The organism is Moorella mulderi DSM 14980 (assembly GCF_001594015.1).
Lineage (GTDB): Bacteria > Bacillota > DSM-521 > Neomoorellales > Neomoorellaceae > Neomoorella > Neomoorella mulderi.
The window spans coordinates 1-16,600 of sequence record NZ_LTBC01000004.1 but is presented as its reverse complement, the minus strand read 5'-3'; the positions used below and the strand labels follow the sequence as shown (position 1 = coordinate 16,600).

General features: G+C 55.9%; 17 protein-coding genes, 2 pseudogenes and 1 riboswitch. Of the genes and pseudogenes, 2 read left to right on the top strand and 17 right to left on the bottom strand.

The window, feature by feature from the left end:
* Nucleotides 1-56: 56 nt before the first annotated feature.
* The 8 genes from MOMUL_RS07155 to MOMUL_RS07120 all read right to left on the bottom strand — a co-directional run bounded on the left by MOMUL_RS07155 (nt 57) and on the right by MOMUL_RS07120 (nt 7,453).
* Entirely contained in the window at nt 57-1,484 is a 1,428-nt protein-coding gene (locus MOMUL_RS07155; RefSeq protein WP_062283425.1) for a hypothetical protein, read from the bottom strand.
* Nucleotides 1,484-2,104: a 4Fe-4S binding protein gene (locus MOMUL_RS07150; protein WP_062283422.1), complete on the bottom strand. Its 621-nt coding sequence runs from the start codon at nt 2,102-2,104 to the stop codon at nt 1,484-1,486. Before MOMUL_RS07150 ends, MOMUL_RS07155 begins: the two co-directional genes overlap by 1 nt.
* A gap of 3 nt (nt 2,105-2,107) precedes the next feature.
* On the bottom strand, nt 2,108-3,127 hold the full coding sequence (gene dmpG / locus MOMUL_RS07145) for a 4-hydroxy-2-oxovalerate aldolase (protein ID WP_062283420.1): 1,020 nt from the start codon (nt 3,125-3,127) through the stop codon (nt 2,108-2,110).
* Nucleotides 3,124-3,999, bottom strand: a complete 876-nt coding sequence (locus tag MOMUL_RS07140) for an acetaldehyde dehydrogenase (acetylating) (RefSeq protein WP_062283417.1) — start codon at nt 3,997-3,999, stop codon at nt 3,124-3,126. Before MOMUL_RS07140 ends, dmpG begins: the two co-directional genes overlap by 4 nt.
* Before the next feature lie 63 nt (nt 4,000-4,062).
* Nucleotides 4,063-4,836: a 2-keto-4-pentenoate hydratase gene (locus MOMUL_RS07135; protein ID WP_062283415.1), complete on the bottom strand. Its 774-nt coding sequence runs from the start codon at nt 4,834-4,836 to the stop codon at nt 4,063-4,065.
* Nucleotides 4,811-5,731: a molybdopterin-binding protein gene (locus MOMUL_RS07130; RefSeq protein WP_062283412.1), complete on the bottom strand. Its 921-nt coding sequence runs from the start codon at nt 5,729-5,731 to the stop codon at nt 4,811-4,813. The genes MOMUL_RS07135 and MOMUL_RS07130 overlap by 26 nt, the downstream gene beginning before the upstream one ends.
* A 116-nt stretch (nt 5,732-5,847) precedes the next feature.
* Nucleotides 5,848-6,660 carry a nicotinate-nucleotide diphosphorylase gene (locus MOMUL_RS07125; protein ID WP_153018300.1) on the bottom strand — a complete coding sequence of 271 codons (813 nt, stop codon included), beginning with the start codon at nt 6,658-6,660 and terminating at the stop codon, nt 5,848-5,850.
* The gene (locus tag MOMUL_RS07120; RefSeq protein WP_062283406.1) at nt 6,644-7,453 is read right to left on the bottom strand and encodes an IclR family transcriptional regulator; all 810 of its coding nucleotides are present in this window, start codon (nt 7,451-7,453) and stop codon (nt 6,644-6,646) included. The genes MOMUL_RS07125 and MOMUL_RS07120 overlap by 17 nt, the downstream gene beginning before the upstream one ends.
* 260 nt (nt 7,454-7,713) lie before the next feature.
* Here MOMUL_RS07120 and MOMUL_RS07115 point away from each other — a divergent pair, with 260 nt between their 5' ends.
* Entirely contained in the window at nt 7,714-8,589 is an 876-nt protein-coding gene (locus MOMUL_RS07115) for an SDH family Clp fold serine proteinase (RefSeq protein WP_169802179.1), read from the top strand.
* A gap of 19 nt (nt 8,590-8,608) precedes the next feature.
* Here MOMUL_RS07115 and nadE read toward each other — a convergent pair whose 3' ends face one another.
* The 6 genes and pseudogenes from nadE to MOMUL_RS07085 all read right to left on the bottom strand — a co-directional run bounded on the left by nadE (nt 8,609) and on the right by MOMUL_RS07085 (nt 13,617).
* The gene (nadE, locus tag MOMUL_RS07110) at nt 8,609-9,337 is read right to left on the bottom strand and encodes an NAD(+) synthase (protein ID WP_062283403.1); all 729 of its coding nucleotides are present in this window, start codon (nt 9,335-9,337) and stop codon (nt 8,609-8,611) included.
* 380 nt (nt 9,338-9,717) lie between these two features.
* Entirely contained in the window at nt 9,718-10,065 is a 348-nt protein-coding gene (locus tag MOMUL_RS07105) for a spore coat protein (protein ID WP_062283401.1), read from the bottom strand.
* Between the two features lie 13 nt (nt 10,066-10,078).
* Nucleotides 10,079-10,279 (bottom strand): hypothetical protein, encoded by a 201-nt coding sequence (locus MOMUL_RS07100; RefSeq protein WP_054935738.1) that lies wholly within the window; start codon nt 10,277-10,279, stop codon nt 10,079-10,081.
* Nucleotides 10,280-10,397: 118 nt separating this feature from the next.
* A pseudogene (locus tag MOMUL_RS07095) lies at nt 10,398-10,583 on the bottom strand (glutaredoxin family protein); the annotation flags it as partial.
* Nucleotides 10,584-10,751: 168 nt separating this feature from the next.
* Nucleotides 10,752-12,107: an aspartate aminotransferase family protein gene (locus tag MOMUL_RS07090; protein WP_084785545.1), complete on the bottom strand. Its 1,356-nt coding sequence runs from the start codon at nt 12,105-12,107 to the stop codon at nt 10,752-10,754.
* A gap of 121 nt (nt 12,108-12,228) precedes the next feature.
* Nucleotides 12,229-13,617 (bottom strand): radical SAM/SPASM domain-containing protein, encoded by a 1,389-nt coding sequence (locus MOMUL_RS07085; protein WP_062283396.1) that lies wholly within the window; start codon nt 13,615-13,617, stop codon nt 12,229-12,231.
* A 237-nt stretch (nt 13,618-13,854) separates the two neighbouring features.
* On the opposite strand from MOMUL_RS07085, the gene MOMUL_RS07080 reads away from it, so the two are divergent.
* A complete protein-coding gene (locus MOMUL_RS07080) occupies nt 13,855-14,085 on the top strand; it encodes a DUF1657 domain-containing protein (RefSeq protein ID WP_054935734.1) in 231 nt (76 codons plus the stop codon).
* A gap of 281 nt (nt 14,086-14,366) precedes the next feature.
* Here the strand turns inward: MOMUL_RS07080 and MOMUL_RS07075 are convergent, their stop codons facing one another.
* From MOMUL_RS07075 to MOMUL_RS07065, 3 genes and pseudogenes are all read right to left on the bottom strand, one after another.
* Nucleotides 14,367-15,290 (bottom strand): copper amine oxidase N-terminal domain-containing protein, encoded by a 924-nt coding sequence (locus MOMUL_RS07075; protein WP_062283394.1) that lies wholly within the window; start codon nt 15,288-15,290, stop codon nt 14,367-14,369.
* Between the two features lie 83 nt (nt 15,291-15,373).
* Nucleotides 15,374-15,461, bottom strand: a riboswitch (cyclic di-GMP riboswitch).
* Between the two features lie 10 nt (nt 15,462-15,471).
* Nucleotides 15,472-15,675, bottom strand: coding sequence for a hypothetical protein (locus tag MOMUL_RS16205; protein WP_153018298.1), 204 nt, complete (start codon nt 15,673-15,675; stop codon nt 15,472-15,474).
* A 545-nt stretch (nt 15,676-16,220) separates the two neighbouring features.
* Nucleotides 16,221-16,600, bottom strand: a pseudogene (locus MOMUL_RS07065) (methyl-accepting chemotaxis protein); the annotation flags it as partial.

The following is a 16,600-nucleotide window of genomic DNA, read 5'->3' as shown; positions in this document are numbered from 1 at the left end:
AAATCTGTACCTTCCAGTTTGCCCGCGAGAAAAAATCTCTTAACCCGCAGTATTTTTTAGAGACCCCTAGCGACGCCCCGCTGGCGCAGCCACTTGGGTAAGAGTTCATTCTCTACCCGCACACTGACGGCCGGTGCTTTCTTGAGCAGCAGCTCAGCCAGGGGTTCGCTGACGTTGATACCGCCCATGGCACCGTCAAATATGAGGACCTTCCGGGTACCGGTAGTCTTATAGGCAAACTCCATGGCTGCTTCCGTTGTTTCGGCCACCACCGCATGCTTCATATAGGTCAGGTTCTGGGGATCACGGTTGAAGAGGTCCGCCTGCTCCTGGCCTACTACCACCGTGGGGATGTGCTCGCTGAAGAAGGCGCTGGGATATCCCGTCCAGGCGTAGTTGTGCACGCACATCTTGATGGCCGGGTTAACCGGCGGTATATCTGTCAGGAGCGGCTTGCCTGCCTTGCCGTAGAAGGCTTCCGTGTACCAGGTATAGGCCGGCAAGGGCAGATCCAGGTCGTAGAGGTCAGTATTGGCCCCGGCGAAGTTGGCGTAAATGACCCCGGCCGAGAAGACATACACCACCGGGCAGGGGAAGTCCAGGGCGGCGATGCACTCGTCGATCTCGCCGAAGAGGGTCATCATCTTGCCGTAGTAACGGCAGCCGATTTGGGTCACCCGGTCGTTTAGAGCATAGAGATTGTTATCAGCATCGACGCCGATGATGCCGTTGGGTGCCACCGTGAGGAAGGAAGCAAAGGCGAACTTGCTCTGGACAAAGGGCGAGTCAAAGATGGCCCTGGCCGTAAAGTTGGCCGCCCGCGGCCCCAGGTTTTGGTGGTAGGTGGACCGTGTTTCAATGCGGGCGTAGGACATGCCAAAGGGCTTTACGGCCCGGTCTACCTGGCGGTGGAAGTGGACCTCGCGCACGTCGCTGTTATGGGCATGGACAATCCAGTCGGCGTCGTAAATCTTGCGGATGCCGTACAGCGTGCCGATTTCGGTTTCAATGGGTATCCCCTGGTCGATGGGGGCCACGCCGATGGCCTTGCCGCCAAAGTGCTTGTCCAGGCCGTAGCGCTTGATATACTCTTCCGTCTCCCGGAAGCGCAGGCCCACTCCGGCCCGCAGGCGGATATCCTTACACCCCGTCCGGGCTTCGATGACGTCTTTCAAGGTCTTCAGCATCTCGGCGTATGGTTCGCCGCCCAGGAGGGTAAAGCCGTGATGGGAGGCCAGGATATTGACCGAGTGCTCCGGCTTGATCTTACTCATGTCGATATTTTTGAGGGCTTCTTCTGTTGCTTTTCGGACGGCAGCGACTCCCCCTTCACCTGGATAAATTACTTCCGGCAGGTCGGGGAAAAGCTCTTTCAGCAATACTGAGGTCATGCCCGGCAACTCGCTGACGCGAGTTTTAACCAGGGAGGGGTCAATGCCATACTGGGATTTCCTTGGTGGTATGGGTGTGATGGGAGGACGCATCAGGAATCCCTCCTTCCCTGTACAGGTGCTGCCACTACCCGGTCCAAAAGTTTAATGTCCTCGTCAAAGTAAAAGCCGCGGGTAGCATACTTGTGCTTGACTTCCTCAGGTATCTCCCACACCGTTACCGTACGTCCGTACCACTGCCAGCCGCCCTGGGGCGGTTCGGGCTTAATGCCGGCCGCTTCCAGGAGGCGCAGGATAGGCTGGATGCACTCCACCTTGCAGCCGGTACGGGCCCCCGTCAGGAAAGAAACCTCTTCCGGGGACCTCGCCCCCTGCAAAATGGCGGCGGCAACTTCTTCTGCCCGCGTGGCCGTACAGTAGCAGATGATCTGCTCCGGGTTCAGCCTGGCGCGGCGGCAAAGGTCTTCCACCCTGGCATAGTCAACGGCGCTGACGTCGACTTTGACCACCACCGGCTGTTCCCGTTTCACCATGGTAATAGCGTAGTCCGGACAGCGCTGCTCGCAGGCAGCACAGCCGCGGCAGCGTTCTGCGTCGACAACGGCTTTCCGGTTCTCCACTTTGATCGCCAGTACCGGGCAGACCTTCTCGCAGGTTTTACAGCCCCGGCACTTTCCGGCATCGACTGCCGCCAGCAAATTGACTACCTTCAAAGCTTAAGCCCCTCCTCTCTTTTGCGCTAACTGGTAAGCCACATCAACAATCATGTCTTCCTGGCCGCCGACCATCCGCCTCCTTCCCAGTTCTACCAGGATGTCCCGGGGATCGAGGTTGAATTTCTCGGCCGCCCGGTAGGTGTGCAAGAGGAAACTGGAGTAAACACCGGCATAGCCCAGCATGAGCGGCGCATTGCGCACCACCTGGGGCCGGTGCATAATTGGTTCGACAATATCTTCGGCCACATCCATTATCTTGTAGAAATCGACACCCGTCTGGTAGCCAAGCTTCTCCAGCACGCCGACCAGGGCCTCGGTCTGGGCGTTTCCGGCCCCGGCCCCTAAGCCCCGGCAGGCACCGTCCAGGAAAGTCGCGCCGGCCTCTACCGCCGCCAGGGCGTTGGCCGTAGCCATGGTCAGGTTGTTGTGGGCATGGAACCCCACGGGTACTTTCACAGCTTCCACCACGGCCCCCACCCGGGCCTTGACGTCTTCCGGCAGCATGGCCCCGGCAGAATCGGCCACATAGATAAAGTCCGCCCCGTATGATTCAAAGAGTTTGGCCTGCTCGACCACCTTTTCCGGCGGTGCCATATGGCACATCATCAAGAAACCGAAGGCCTGCATCCCCAGCTTTTTGGCCATGCCGATGTGCTGCTCGCCAATGTCGGCTTCGGTAACGTGGGTGGCCACCCTTACGGCCTTTGCGCCACAATGAGCCGCCATTTCCAGGTCTTCCTGGGTACCGATGCCCGGCAGAAGCAGGACTGTCAGGTTGCTTTTTTTAATGGCCCCGGCCGCCGCTTTAAGCATTTCTTCATCGGTGAGCAACGCCCAGCCGTAGTTATAGGAGGAACCGGCCAGGCCATCGCCATGGGTAACTTCTATATATTCCACTCCGGCAGCGTCCAGGCCGCCGGCAATGGCGGCAATTTGCTCGGCCGTGAACTGGTGGCTTACGGCATGGCTGCCGTCGCGCAAGGTTGTATCTACCAGGTGGATAAACTTGGATTTTTTCATGCTGCCACTTCCCCTGCTAAAATCTTTTGGGCCAGTTTTTCCGCTACGGCCACGGCTGCGGAGGTGATGATATCGAGATTGCCGGAGTATTTTGGCAGGAAATCGCCGGCCCCTTCCACCTGGATAATAGTTGTTACTTTGTTCCCGTCCAGCAGGGGCGGTACCCGGAGCTGGTAACCCGGTACGTAACTCTGGATTTCCTTCACCATGGCCTCTACCGAAGCCCGGATGGCCTGCTCGTCCGGTCGCTCTACCTCTACGTAAACAGTATTGGTCATCATAATGGGCGGCTCGGCCGGGTTCAGGATAATAATGGCCTTGCCTTTTTGGGCCCCGCCCACAACGGTAAGGGCTTTAGCCGTGGTCTGGGTGAATTCATCGATGTTCTGGCGCGTGCCCGGCCCGGCGCTTTTCGAAGCAATGCAGGCTACAATCTCGGCATACCTGGCACCCGCCGCGCGGTTGATGGCGTAGACTATGGGCACCGTGGCCTGGCCGCCGCAGGTGACCATATTGAGATTGGGTTCAGCCTTGACCTGGTCCAGGTTGACACAGGGCACGACATATGGGCCGACGGCGGCCGGTGTCAAGTCGATGGCGATTTTACCGGCCTCTTTTAAAAGCGGGGCGTGCTGCAGGTGGGGTTTGGCCCCGGTGGCGTCGAAGACTATTTTTATGTCTTTATCCTCCAGGACAGCCCGGACGCCTGCGGTAGAGGTCTTAATACCTAGCCCGCGCGCTCGTTTGATGCCTTCGGATTCGATAATGCCGGTCATCAGGGCCATCTCCAGGTGCCGGCTGCGCAGGATCTTGTACATCAAGTCGGAACCGATATTCCCCGGGCCGATGACGGCCACTTTAATTTTATCCACTGTCACATCTCCTTTTGCCATTTATTCACGGCCGGGCTTTGCCGGCCGGCAGCAGCGCTCTTGCTATACAAATTTCAGGCTCAGGCTCCCCAGGCCGTAGAAGGATACGGTGAAGACATCGCCGGCGCTGGCGTTTTCAGCTGCCGTGACGGCACCGGAAAGGATGATTTCGCCGGCCTCCAGGGCGATATCAAAGGCAGCCAGCTTGTTGGCCAGCCAGGCCACTGCCGCCGCCGGGTGCCCCCAGACAGCAGCACCGGCGCCGCTACTGACCACTTCTCCATTCTTTTCCAGTACCATGCCGATGAGGCGCAGGTCCAGGTCTTTGATGGGAACCATGCGGCTACCCAGGACCAAGCGGGCGCTGGAGGCGTTGTCGGCAATGGTATCCGGGAGCTTGATCTTCCAGTCGCGGATGCGGCTGTCGACAATCTCAAAGGCAGGCATGATGCCTTCAGTGGCCCGGAAGACGTCGGCAATGGTTACCCCCGGGCCTTTGAGGGTGTCCTTTAAGATAAAGGCCAGTTCCCCCTCCACCCGCGGTAAAAGGAGTTCCTCCCGCCGGCAGGGCTCTCCCTCCAGGAGCAGCATGTTATCCAGCAGGTGGCCGTAGTCGGGTTCGTTTACCCCCAGGAGCTGCTGCATGGCCTTGCTGGTCAGGCCGATCTTTTTACCAATGACCTTGCTGCCCCGCGCTTTCTTTATCTCAATGCCGGCCAGCTGGATGCGGTAGGCATCCTCTACCGTTAAATCCGGATAAGTAGCGGTCAGCGGTTCAATGGGCCGGCAGCTGGCTTCTGCTGCCAGGAGTTCAGTGGCAATGCCCCGGTAATCCATGTTCATGTCCTCCTTCTTTCATTACGTTGCGCCAGCGTTCCCGTAGAGCGCCGGCTATATATTCTGCCAGGGTGCCTGTCTCCAGCCCTTGTTCCAGGCCTGCAAGCAGCCGGTCACAGCCCAGCCTGGCTTCTTCATGGGGACCGGGCAGGGCTACCAGGTAAGCTATACCTACCCTGCCCACAGCAATGCGTACCCCTTCTTTATGGTGACGGTTATAATCGGGTTTAAACTTCAAGATCCAGGGGGTACAGGCCTCCGGGTCCAGGCGTAAGATGGCTTCAATGCTGAAGTCCTTGTCCTCGGCCCCGACGCCCCCAGTGGTGATAATCAAACCATGACCTTCTTCCAGGGCCCCTTCCAGGCGGTTGGCCGCTGCTATGGCGTCATCCTCAAGGATACCGCCGAAACTCGCCTGGTAGCCTGCTTTTTCCAGGGCCGCTATAATATAAGGTGAATTGGTATCTTTGATTTTCCCGGCTATAACTTCGGCTCCGGAAGCAAAAACCATGGCTCGCCGGGCAACAGCCTGGCTGATACCCCGGGCCATGCGGGCTGATTCTGCCAGCACCCGGGCCGCTTCTCCCGGATCCAGGGCAATGAGCCCCAGGACCCCTTCGGAATGGACGGCAGCCCCCGGCCTTAAAGTTACCCCCGGCAGCTCCGCCAGGCGCCTTAAGATTTCCTTCTCCTTGCCGGCTACTGCTTCCGCCCGCACCCTGCGCCGCAGGATATCAAAGGCCACCAGGCCAGGCCGGACGTCCACCACCATTACTTCCTGAGCTGGTAGTTCCAGGGCGGCGGCTGCTGCCGCTGCCACCTGGCCCAGGTCGGCGGCGGTTAGTTCAATGTTATCGATCCAGAAGGTCGTTTTCTCCAGCAAGTCCCATTCCACGGGGTAATCCCCCCCTTCTCACAGTATTTGACCAGGCCTAGATTGCCATATGATGCCAACAGGCTGGTGTATAATTTGCTTGAGTTGGAATGTACAGGAAAATGTTATGCTTTCGTTTATAGCGAAATCCCTTCCACATCCAGGCTTAAATCTAGCAGGGGCGCGTCGATAATGGCCCGGCCGACATCGACGATGTCCGCTCCGGCAGCAATTACCTCCTCAAGGCCTGCCGGCGTAACGCCGCCGGCAAAGGCGAGTTTTACTTTTTCCCGCCAGCCGCCTTGCTGCGCTGCTGTCACCACTGTTGCCAGGTCTTCCAAATGGCCGGTGTCTACCATGATAATTCCTGCCCCGGCCCTTACTGCCGCCTCCGCTTCACCAGCAATGGGCCGGCCCTCCCCGCGGGTCTGCACAGCGATCACCCGCTCCGGGTCATAGGCTCGCGCCCGGCTCACCGCCGGCTCGACGCCTCCCAGGAGGCGGACGTAATTTTTATCCAGGTAAATAAAGGGGCGATCGGTAATGCGGATACCGGCACCACCGGTGGCGATGGCCTGGCGCAGCTCGCTCCTTATTTCCGGAGCTACCTTTTTCCAGGCGCCGCAGACGACTTTTATCCGCCCCCTGGCCTGCCGGACAAAATTAGCCGCCGCCGTGGCCACCCCGGAGGGCTTACCGATGACCCCCAGGAGCATTTCTTCAGCCCGGATAATGGCTGGGGCTGTACCCCTGGCCCGGAAAAGGCAACTGCCAGGCTCCAAAGCATACCCTTCGGGGGCTGACCAGGTTACTTCCAGCTCCAGCTCACCTGCCAGTTGTTTTAACCTGGCTTCCCCAGAGAATATCCCCCTTTCCCGGGCGGTGATGGCAAAGGCCAGGGTATGCCCCTCCAGGGGGGCAAAGAGATATTCCCTAAGCTCCACTGGCATCACTTCCCGCAGCAGGCCGGTATCCCAGCCCTGTCGAAATCTCCGCTGCCGTCCGGGTGACCAGTTCTACGGCCAGCCGGAACCTCTCCCCTTCCAGCCGCGCCACCGGGCCAGCGACGCTAATCGCAGCACATACTTTGCCGTTATGGTCCCTTATCGGAGCAGCAACGCAACGGAGACTGTCCATAATTTCCTCATTATCTACGGCATACCCTGCCGCCCGGATCTTTTCCAGTTCTGCCTCCAGCCGGCGCGGGTCGGTGATGGTATGACGGGTGTAGCGGGGTAGTCCTTTTGTGGCAATGATGCGCTTCACTTCGCTGGGGTGCAGGTAGGCCAGCAGCACTTTGCCCACGCCGGTACAGTGGGCCGGCAGGCGCATTCCCACCTGGGAAACAATCCGCAGGGACTGGTGGCTTTCCCGCTTATCAATATACAGTACTTCCCCCTTATCGAGGATCACCAGGTGGACCGTCTCTCCTAGTTCGTCTACCAGTTTCTGTATATAAGGGCCGGCTACTTTGCGGACGTCCCAGTTATTGGCCACAATATTGCCGATTTCAAAAAGGTGCACCCCCAGACGGTAGCGGCCGTCAAAGGGCGACTGTTCCAAATATCCAAAATCCCGCATGGTCGCTAACAAACCATGGAGGGTGCTTTTGGGCAGGTCCATTGCGCGGGCTATTTCTGCCAGGGACATATCTCGCTGGTTGGCGGCCAGCAGGTCAAGTATCATTAATGCCTTGGCTACCGAGCGAATCCGCGAGGCATTATTCTGGTCCTTTATTGCCATTATGCCAGCCTCCGTTCTATATAGCCGAACCTAATTCGATGTTTTAAGTATACAAATATCTCCCTCAACTGCTGCTCTCTCCCGGCTGGCCATATTCGACAATATCAAATACTGTTCTGTATTTGTATTAAAACAATTCGCCATTAATTTTGGTATTCCTGCTGTACCATAGCCTTATTTGTTCGGCATTATCGTAAATTTATTGACCATAGTGAACGGCGGAAATTCCGGTACCTCCATACCGGAGCTGGCATATCCTGATGGTAATAAGGGATAATATTACAGGTAAAGGAGGTACCCCGGCCGTGGATTTCCTGAGTATCATCTGGATCATCTTCCTGCTCTCGGCCTTTTTACCCATGTTGCACCAGCGGCGGATCGAAGCCGCCCGCCTGCACCTCATCCGGACCTTTGAAAGAAAGAAGAATTCGCGTCTTATTACCCTCATTCACCGCCAGGAAGCTCTGAGTTTCCTGGGCATTCCCCTTACTCGCTACATTAATATCGAAGATTCGGAGCAGCTCCTGCGGGCCATTCGTCTAACCCCCGAGGATATGCCCATTGACCTGGTCCTCCATACTCCCGGCGGCCTGGTCCTGGCAGCCGAGCAGATCGCCCACGCCATTTTGAAACACCCGGCCAGGGTAACCGTCTACATACCCCACTATGCCATGTCCGGCGGCACCCTCATCGCCCTGGCAGCAGATGAAATCGTCATGGACGAAAACGCTGTCCTGGGTCCCGTCGACCCCCAGCTGGGCGAGTACCCGGCGGCCTCGATCCTTAAGGTTATCGAAGAAAAGGATAAAAATGAGATTGACGACCGTACCCTTATCCTGGGCGATATCGCCCGCAAGGCCATGCGGCAGGTGCGGGAGAGCCTGATAGAACTCCTGGCTGAAAAAATGGAGCGCCAGAAGGCCGAAGAACTGGCCACCATTTTAAGCGAAGGCCGCTGGACCCATGACTATCCCATCGGCGTGGAGCAGTTAATAAAAATGGGGCTACCGGTGAAAACCGGTTTGCCCCGGGAAATATACCAGCTCATGGAACTCTATCCCCAGCCGGCCGGACGCCGGCCTTCAGTCCAGTACGTGCCCCTGCCCTACAGCCGCCGCGACGGGGGGCGGCGTTAATTTCCGGGAGCACCGGCGCCTAAAATGGCGGTACCAGTGGCAGCCGCCTTTTGTGGGCACTGCAGGCGGCCATGGCCTCTATTTTCTCTTTCGCCGCCGGCGGCGCTTCCCCCGTCAGGAGATAATGGTCCAGGACTTCATAGGTGAGGCCCATCTCGCCCTCATCAGTCTGGCCGGCCCATAGCCCTGCTGAAGGGGCTTTAGTAATAATCCTTTCCGGCAGTCTTAAGTAACGGGCCAGCTCCCTTACCTGGGACTTCACCAGGTTGGCCAGGGGCAGCAAGTCCACACCGCCGTCGCCATACTTGGTAAAGTACCCCACTGCCAGCTCACTTCTATTGCCGGTGCCAACGACCAGGTAATTGCGCTCGTTGGCATGGAAATAGAGGGTCACCATCCTTAGGCGCGGCTTTAAGTTGGCCAGGGCCAGGCTCCGCCGGCCGGCTGCGTAGGGTTTTCCCGTCAGGAGCAGTACCAGCTGGTCGTAGACGCCATCCAGTACCACCTCTGCCACCGGTAAATCCAGGTGCCGGGCCACCAGACGGGCGTCCTCCGCATCGGCCGGGTCGCTGTGGCAGGGCATGATCAACCCCAGGCAGTTATCAGGGAAAGCCCGCCGGCAGAGGGCCGCCACTACGGCGGAGTCAATACCGCCGCTTAAACCCACGACCGCACCCCGGGCACCGGCTCTATGCACCTCCTCCTGCAACCAGGCTACCAGTTCCGTTACCATTTTGGCCGCATCCATATTTTTTACCTCCTGGGCCGCTAAACCGGCTCCAACCACAGGCCGGTAGCAGCAGATTTTAGCCGCCGGCTGAGGGCCTCTCCCCGCTGCTACGCACCTTTGCCACTTGTGGCAGCACCCCCCTGCACTGCCGGGAACACCGGGTGACCACACCTGGCGACCCGCTTGAGCAAAAAGCCCAAGCTTTTTATCACCATTTTCGACGTCGAGACGCTAATTCCTGCCGCCAGTTCATGAGCACCGGAATGACCGGCTAGGGCCGGTATAAAGATAGCCTCCGGTAACTATCCCACCCGGAGGCATTTTTCGTCCTTTAATCCTGGTAAATTTTCATGTTTTGCCATAATTTTACCTTGACGACTATATTTCCCATCTGTTACTTACACCCGGTACTGGGGTATCCCGCCACCCACCTGTGGCGCCATTCCCATCTGGGCTCCCATCATGCCGCCCTGCTGGAGCTGCATTTGTTCCTGCTGCAAGAGCTGTTGCAGCTGGCTGATCTCCTGCTGGCTGGCCATGTTGAGCTGGTACCACCCTTTTGAATGCATAACATCCCACACAGCCTTCAGGCAGTTCTGCTCATCCTGGTAAACGGCCATAAAATCCCGTCGCAGCTGGTCGCTGGCACTTTCCGTAATTGCCGTATTATAGCAGCTGGTTAAAAGCTTCTCGCTGGCCAGGCAATCGCTGCACATGGTCTTGTCGTCAAAACGTTGTATAGGCATCACCTTTTCCCCCCTACATCATATGCTGCCCGCCCAGGTGGCGGATCAGGGTATTATAGTGGCGCTGGTGGGCCTGCTGCACAGAACTCAGAACCTGCTTCAACTGGGGGTCGCTGCACTGGGCCGCGTAAGCCCCGAATTTCCGGATCATCAATAATTCGTTACTTAAATTTTCCCGGAGCTGCATTAATTCAGCTTGGGTTAAACCTGCCATGGTATGGCCTCCTTCCGTATATTTATGTTACCAGGGATCATTTTTCCCCACCGTCTGGCGCCTATACATAAAAATGGCAACCAATAAAAACCAGGCCGGGGCACGTACCCCGGCTTCTCTAATGAAATATTTTATTTAAGCGGTTTTCATCAAAACCTACAATTACCTGGCCGTCAACGACCAGGGTGGGCACGGCCGCCAGGCCGCCATTACGCCGGCACAATTCCTCCCTGGCCCGGTCATCCACGCTGATATCCTTTTCTTCATAGTTAACACCTTGCTGGGAAAGATACTCTTTCACCGTCTTGCAGGTGGGTCAGGTTGGAGTGGTGTAGACGATGACATTATCTGGCATGAGGCTAACCTCCCGGGAGACTTTTTTCTTAGTCTGCCAGGAAGCCGCAAGCTTTATGCCTTTGCCTGTAGCAAACCCGGCCAGTCACGTACGGCTACAGCATCGCTCCTTCACCCTCTACTTGCGTTTTAACAGGGAACCCAGGGCCGTTTTGGCGCTGCTTAAAGTTACACCAATAAAGCCATACCCGTGCAAGATAGCTTCCAGGGCCGCTAGCACCTGTTCAATGTCCCCTTCGGTGACAATCAAAGGCGGTTCCAGGCGGATAACATTGGGATTATTCAATGTATAAGCCGTAATCACCTGGTGTTTATTCATCAATTCCCCGGCCACCAGGGACCCGAAATATTCCCCGGCCAGCTCATTCACCTTGCCCCGGGTAAGTTTGTCGAACCACCCTCCCACGGGCTGGTTAAACTCCAGGCCGATGAGGAGACCCCGGCCGCGGACTTCTTTAATTAGGCCATATTTCTCTTTAAGCTGCCGCAGCCGCTCCAGGAAGAAGCGCCCTCTGGCTGCCGCCTGACCTGCCAGGTCCTGGTCCAGGATGCTCTGCAGGGCCGCCAGGCCGGCAGCCGCCGCCAGGGTATTGCCGCCAAAGGTGGAAGTATGGAGCAAAGCCTTATCCATGCCGCCGTAGGCCTTATCCCAGACAGCCGGCCTGGCAATATAAGCGCCAACGGGCATGACACCGCCGCCCAGGGATTTGGCCAGGCACATGATATCCGGTACCACGCCCTCATGCTCGCAGGCAAAAAGATAGCCTGTCCGGCCAAAGCCCGTCTGGATCTCGTCGAGGATTAACAGGCTGCCGTAGCGGTCGCATAGGTCCCGCGCCCCCTTCAGGTAACCGTCATGGGGGACAATAACGCCGCCCTCACCCTGGATGGGCTCGACGATAAAGGCAGCCACATCGCCACCGGCCAGTTTGGCCTCCAGGGCCTCCAGGTCATCATAGGGTACCGCCTCGCAGCCTGGCAGTAAAGGAGCAAAGGGACGCTGGTATTTCTCCCGCCCGGTGACGGACAGGGAACCAAAACTTTTGCCGTGGAAGGAATTCCGGCAGTAAATGATCTTCTCCCGGCCGGTGGCGGCCCGGGCCAGCTTCAGGGCGCCCTCCACGGCCTCGGTGCCGCTGTTGCAGAAAAAGACCCGCTCCAGGTCCCCGGGCGTCACCCGGGCCAGGTTGTGGGCCAGGGCGGCGGCCAGGGGATTCAAAGAGGCCTGGAGGAGATTGGGCCGCCCCATGACCCTTTTAATGGCGGCCAGTACCTCCGGCGGGTTGTGGCCTAGATTGAGGGCGCCATAGCCACCCAGGAAGTCCAGGTAGCGTTTGCCCTCCCTGTCCCAGACGGCAACCCCCTCCGCCCGGACAAAGGCCTTGTCAAAATCCAGCAGGGCCAGCATGCCCGCCAGGCCGGGATTAGCATAGCGGCGGTATACTTCCCGCGTCTCCTGGCGGGAAAACTCCATGGCCTCTTCCAGGCTAAATAACTTTTCCTCAGCCAATCTCTTCACTTACCTTTCCAGAAAATAAAAATGACCTCAAGAGCCTTCTCTCAAGGCCATTTTACCATCTTTACCCGCTTTCTGTCTAATGGGTCTGGCAACAATTTTCCCCTTCCACCGCTACGGCCACAGCTTTTCCTTCTTCCGCCCAGATGCGGTCGGCCACCTCTCCCCAGGCCCGGGCATAGGGAGCCAGTTTGGCGGCAAACTCGGCTGCCGTCTCGTCATCATGCAACTGGGTTGAGCGGGCACCTGACTCGGCCACAATGTCCCGCAGCATTTCCGGGTTATCAATGAGGGGGCAGGGACGGCGCAGGTTCTGGTTAAAGGGCTGGCGCTTCTGGTAGGCCCGGAAAAGGGGGTTCTGCAGGGCTTCCACCAGGCTCACATCCTTAATATTGCAGGTACTGTAGTGGACAAAGGCGCAGGGCTCGACTTCACCGGCCGCGTTAATATGGAAATAACGCCGGCCACCGGCGATACAGCCGTTGCTGGCCTCGCCGTCGTTCCAGAAGTCCACCAGGAAGATGGGTTTGGTCCGGCGGAAATACTGGATACGCTCAAACATCCAGGCCCGCTGCGCTGGGGTGGCCATCATTTCCAGGTCCACGTCTTTGCCAATGGGGATATAGGTAAAATACCAGCCAAAGGCAACTCCTTTGTCCACCAGCATATCAACAAAGGCGTCGCTGCCAAGTTCCTCGGTATTATTGCGGCTGTAGGTTACCGATACTCCATAGACGGCCCCGGCGGCCCGCATGAGGTCCATGGCCTGCATAACCTTGGCGAAAACACCTTTGCCGCGGCGGCTATCAGTTCTTTCCTCAAAACCTTCCAGGCTTAAGGCTACCGTAATATTACCCAGGCGGACCATATCGTCGACAAATTTTTGATCAATTAAAGTACCATTGGTAAAGAGGTGGAAAACCTGGTCGGGATGCTTCTCTGCCAGCCGGACAATATCGTCGCGGCGCAGCATGGGTTCACCGCCGGAAAGAACAATAAAATTAATGCCCAGCTTCTCGCCTTCGGTAACAATGCGGTCCATGGTAGCAAAATCCAGTTCTTGCGCCCGCTGGTAATCCCCCGCCCAGCAGCCCAGACAGTGCAAATTACACTTTTCCGTTGGGTCCATTAGGATGGCCCACGGTACGGCGACACCGAGTTTTGCCGCCCATTCCTTCTGACGCGGCACACCGATAAAGGTTGAATTAACAAAGAAATCTATGGCCAGGCGCTGCCTGACATTGGGGTGGGTCTGAGTGAGTAGCCGCCGGGCAAACCGGTACCAGTTGCCATTTCTATCCGCTAAAACTCTCTTAACATTGGCCACCATCTCCCGGTGATAGGGATCCCGGGCCAGCTTTTCAGCTACGGCAATCAGGCGGGGAATGTTCTTTTCCGGGTTATTGAGGATTAATTTAACCCCCTGCTCCAGCAACTTTTCCCCTACATAAGTTGCCGCCAGGTTCACGCGCAAGACCTCCTTTCCAGCTTTATAAACACAAAATGGTAGCCCTTACGTCCTGTCAACGCCGGCTACCACCCCCCAAAACTCCCAAAAGACCAATTTTTGTTTTTATTATACGCTTCCGGCCATATCTGGTCAAGGGTTCCCTTCTGGGTAGAAACTGCTTCTTATATTATTCTCTTTAAGGGTCCAAACTAGCAATTGGACAGGGACCAATACTGCAAAGGAGGGCTTTTAAAAATGACTGTAGGCACCAAAATGCACCAGACCCTCACCAGCCTGGAAGGCGCCGCCGCCGATCTGAAAACCTATGCCCTGGAAACCCAGGATAAAAACGCCAAGAAGCAGTTTACCGATTACGCCAACCAGATCGAAAATATCGCCCAGGGCTTAAAGGGCCGGGTCAACTACCTGGAAAGCCAGGAACCTCAGTACAAGGTTTTCCAGCAGGCGCAGGGCAAGATGCAGTAGCGTCCCTTTAGCATAGCCCCCGTTAACACGGGGGCTTATATTTATAGCCTATGCTGGGATGGAAAAGAATACAACGCACTATGCGAAAAAAAGCTGGGGGAAAACGCTCTACAGGCCAAATAAAAAAGGCCCGCAGGCTTTGATTTATGGTGCGAGACTCTGCCTTTGGCTAGCAGGCTGATGCTGCCTTGCCTGCAATGGACTTTCACCACCTAGTTAATGCCTATACCGGGCGCACATAAAAACCCCTGCCCTAAAAAGGCAGGGGTTTTATTGCCGCTTTAAGCGGCAGGTATTGAGGAGGTCGTTGGAATTGGCGCTGGATTGGAAGGAAGAGTTGTCGTACCAGTACTATTTGTATTGTCAGCGGTGGGTACGGTTTCCGTAGAGGTCGATACTTCTGTTGTAGTCGAATTGGTACTCGATGATGTTTCCGGAGCCGTTGATGTCGGTGATTCCGTCGCCTCTCCTGAACCTTCTTCAACATCAATATCGCCAGTTTCTATGTCGCTATCGTTATTGTCGCCAACATCGATGTCGCCAGTGGCGTCATTATAATTTACTTTTTCTTTAAATACTTCACTTAAGAACCTCAAGGGCACAAAAGTGCGGTTGCTAATTAATAGAGCCGGAACATCTAAATTCATTTTTGCCCCATTAACAGTTACTTCCGTGCTGCCAAGGATAAGTACTACGGTAACTCCATTTTTGGTTATGGTCACGGCATTGGTTGCCTCATCCCAGTTAACAGTTGCTCCCAAACCTTCCGTAATCGCTCTGACAGGGATCAGGGTGCGGCCGGATTTAATTACTGGCGGTACATCAAATTTAATTTCTTTATTTTTTACCCGGATCCGGCCCCGGAATTTTTCCAAACCTTCATTCTGGACTTCTTCTCTTATCTGTTCCTTTTTCCTATTTTGATCTTTTAGCCCCTTACTACTTGTAATCCCGGACTCTTCTTGTATCTCTCTTTCTTGCTGTTTCACTTCAGTTTCTAATTTGCTATCGTCTTTTAAATTGCTATCTTCCCTTTCGACCCCGGCGTTAACATAAGACCGATAATCAGTCTTCCCTGCGGTGGTTGCCCCATAATGGCCAGCTTTATGACTACTGTTACCCTTGCCCGGAGAAGCGTAAGCTATACCGGCATATAAGAATAGGCTGGCCATGGCCACCACACCAATTAGTTTTTTGTACTTCATTCAACTTACCTCCTAATAAAAAATATAGACAACCCGCCTTAACCGGAGTTGCCCATAATCGCTAGCCAATTATGTACGATTTACCCGGCAACCCGGCTGCCATGACCTGTTAAGGTTTTAGGCCCGTGGCTTTGCGCCCCTGCCTTTCGGTCAGGTTCGCCTTTAGCGGTTTTCATAAATATTAATCGTCACTTTTAACTATTTTTTGACCGTCGTAAGTAACTAAACCCTGGTCGCTTAATTTTCTTAATTCCACTTTACCCTGTCCCTTAACCTCTATCTGAATGAAGTCCCCCCCTTCCCATTTAAGTTTATACAAAACTTTTCGTGGTAATTGAACCCTCCCGTCGGGCCCTATACAGGTCAACCATATTGTTCTCTCCACCAAAAAAGCCTCCCTGATATCCTCCCCTGAATAAATTCAGGGTTCCCCGGGAATTACGCGCCTTTCTGGTCGCGCCCGGGTCCGGCTTGGGACTCGCCTCTGTCCGTACATTTCTGCCACGCTTCATAGGCTCACCCTCTTGGCCGTGCCAGCCCGCCCCGCCAGGTTCAAAGGGCAACCTGATTCCCACCCTTACGGGCGGCAGCCCTGTCACCAGCCGTGCTAAGACTTTTTAAGCCGCAAGGCCGCTTATGGCCCTGGCTATGTTGCTAGCCGCGTTGGCGTCGATATGCATTACCCTAATGGGACCGACCATTACCTTGCGTGCAGCGCGGGCACCAGATAAAGTAAGGTTTTCCAGTATTTCTACTAGCCGGGCTATCCCGTTACCTTTTCTTATGCTTCAGCCTTTATCTCAGGTCAGCAAATCATACCTTTACACTTACTCAGAGCGCAAACCATGATCTGTCGGGTCACGTTATTAATAAGGGCCGACCTCAGCTGGCCTGTACCACTCCCACTCGGCCTTACAATAACCCCTAACCTTATACCTTAAAGCGTGCTACCTGTTCCTCCAGCCGCTTGGCCACCTCCAATACCTGCTGGGCGCTGGCGGCTATCTCCTGGGTGGAGGCCGACAGTTCCTCGGCTGAGGCAGAGATCTCTTCGGCTGATGCCGAAGTCTCCTCGGACACAGCGCTTATGCTCTGGACACGCTCCAGTACTACATCCTTGGCTTTCACCGTGCTGTCTACCTCGCGGTAAGTTGCTTCAATCATGGGTGTAATGGCAGCCACCGATTCGAGTATGTCGTCAAAGGCCTTGACCGTATTTTCTACATTCTCCAGCTGTGCGACTACCTGCTTGCTGACTTCCTCTGAAGTATGCACTACTTCATTGGTCTCCGAACCGATAGTGTTCAACA

Coding starts and splice junctions, on each gene's coding strand:
- MOMUL_RS07125 (WP_153018300.1), bottom strand. CDS start 6,660: ATGCCAGTGGAGCTTAGGGAATATCTCTTTGCCCCCCTGGAGGGGCAT.
- MOMUL_RS07105 (WP_062283401.1), bottom strand. CDS start 10,065: ATGCCTATACAACGTTTTGACGACAAGACCATGTGCAGCGATTGCCTG.
- MOMUL_RS07115 (WP_169802179.1), top strand. CDS start 7,714: ATGGTAATAAGGGATAATATTACAGGTAAAGGAGGTACCCCGGCCGTG.
- nadE (WP_062283403.1), bottom strand. CDS start 9,337: ATGGATGCGGCCAAAATGGTAACGGAACTGGTAGCCTGGTTGCAGGAG.
- MOMUL_RS07075 (WP_062283394.1), bottom strand. CDS start 15,290: ATGAAGTACAAAAAACTAATTGGTGTGGTGGCCATGGCCAGCCTATTC.
- MOMUL_RS07120 (WP_062283406.1), bottom strand. CDS start 7,453: ATGGCAATAAAGGACCAGAATAATGCCTCGCGGATTCGCTCGGTAGCC.
- MOMUL_RS07090 (WP_084785545.1), bottom strand. CDS start 12,107: ATGGAGTTTTCCCGCCAGGAGACGCGGGAAGTATACCGCCGCTATGCT.
- MOMUL_RS07135 (WP_062283415.1), bottom strand. CDS start 4,836: ATGGATTACCGGGGCATTGCCACTGAACTCCTGGCAGCAGAAGCCAGC.
- MOMUL_RS07100 (WP_054935738.1), bottom strand. CDS start 10,279: ATGGCAGGTTTAACCCAAGCTGAATTAATGCAGCTCCGGGAAAATTTA.
- dmpG (WP_062283420.1), bottom strand. CDS start 3,127: ATGAAAAAATCCAAGTTTATCCACCTGGTAGATACAACCTTGCGCGAC.
- MOMUL_RS07080 (WP_054935734.1), top strand. CDS start 13,855: ATGACTGTAGGCACCAAAATGCACCAGACCCTCACCAGCCTGGAAGGC.
- MOMUL_RS07155 (WP_062283425.1), bottom strand. CDS start 1,484: ATGCGTCCTCCCATCACACCCATACCACCAAGGAAATCCCAGTATGGC.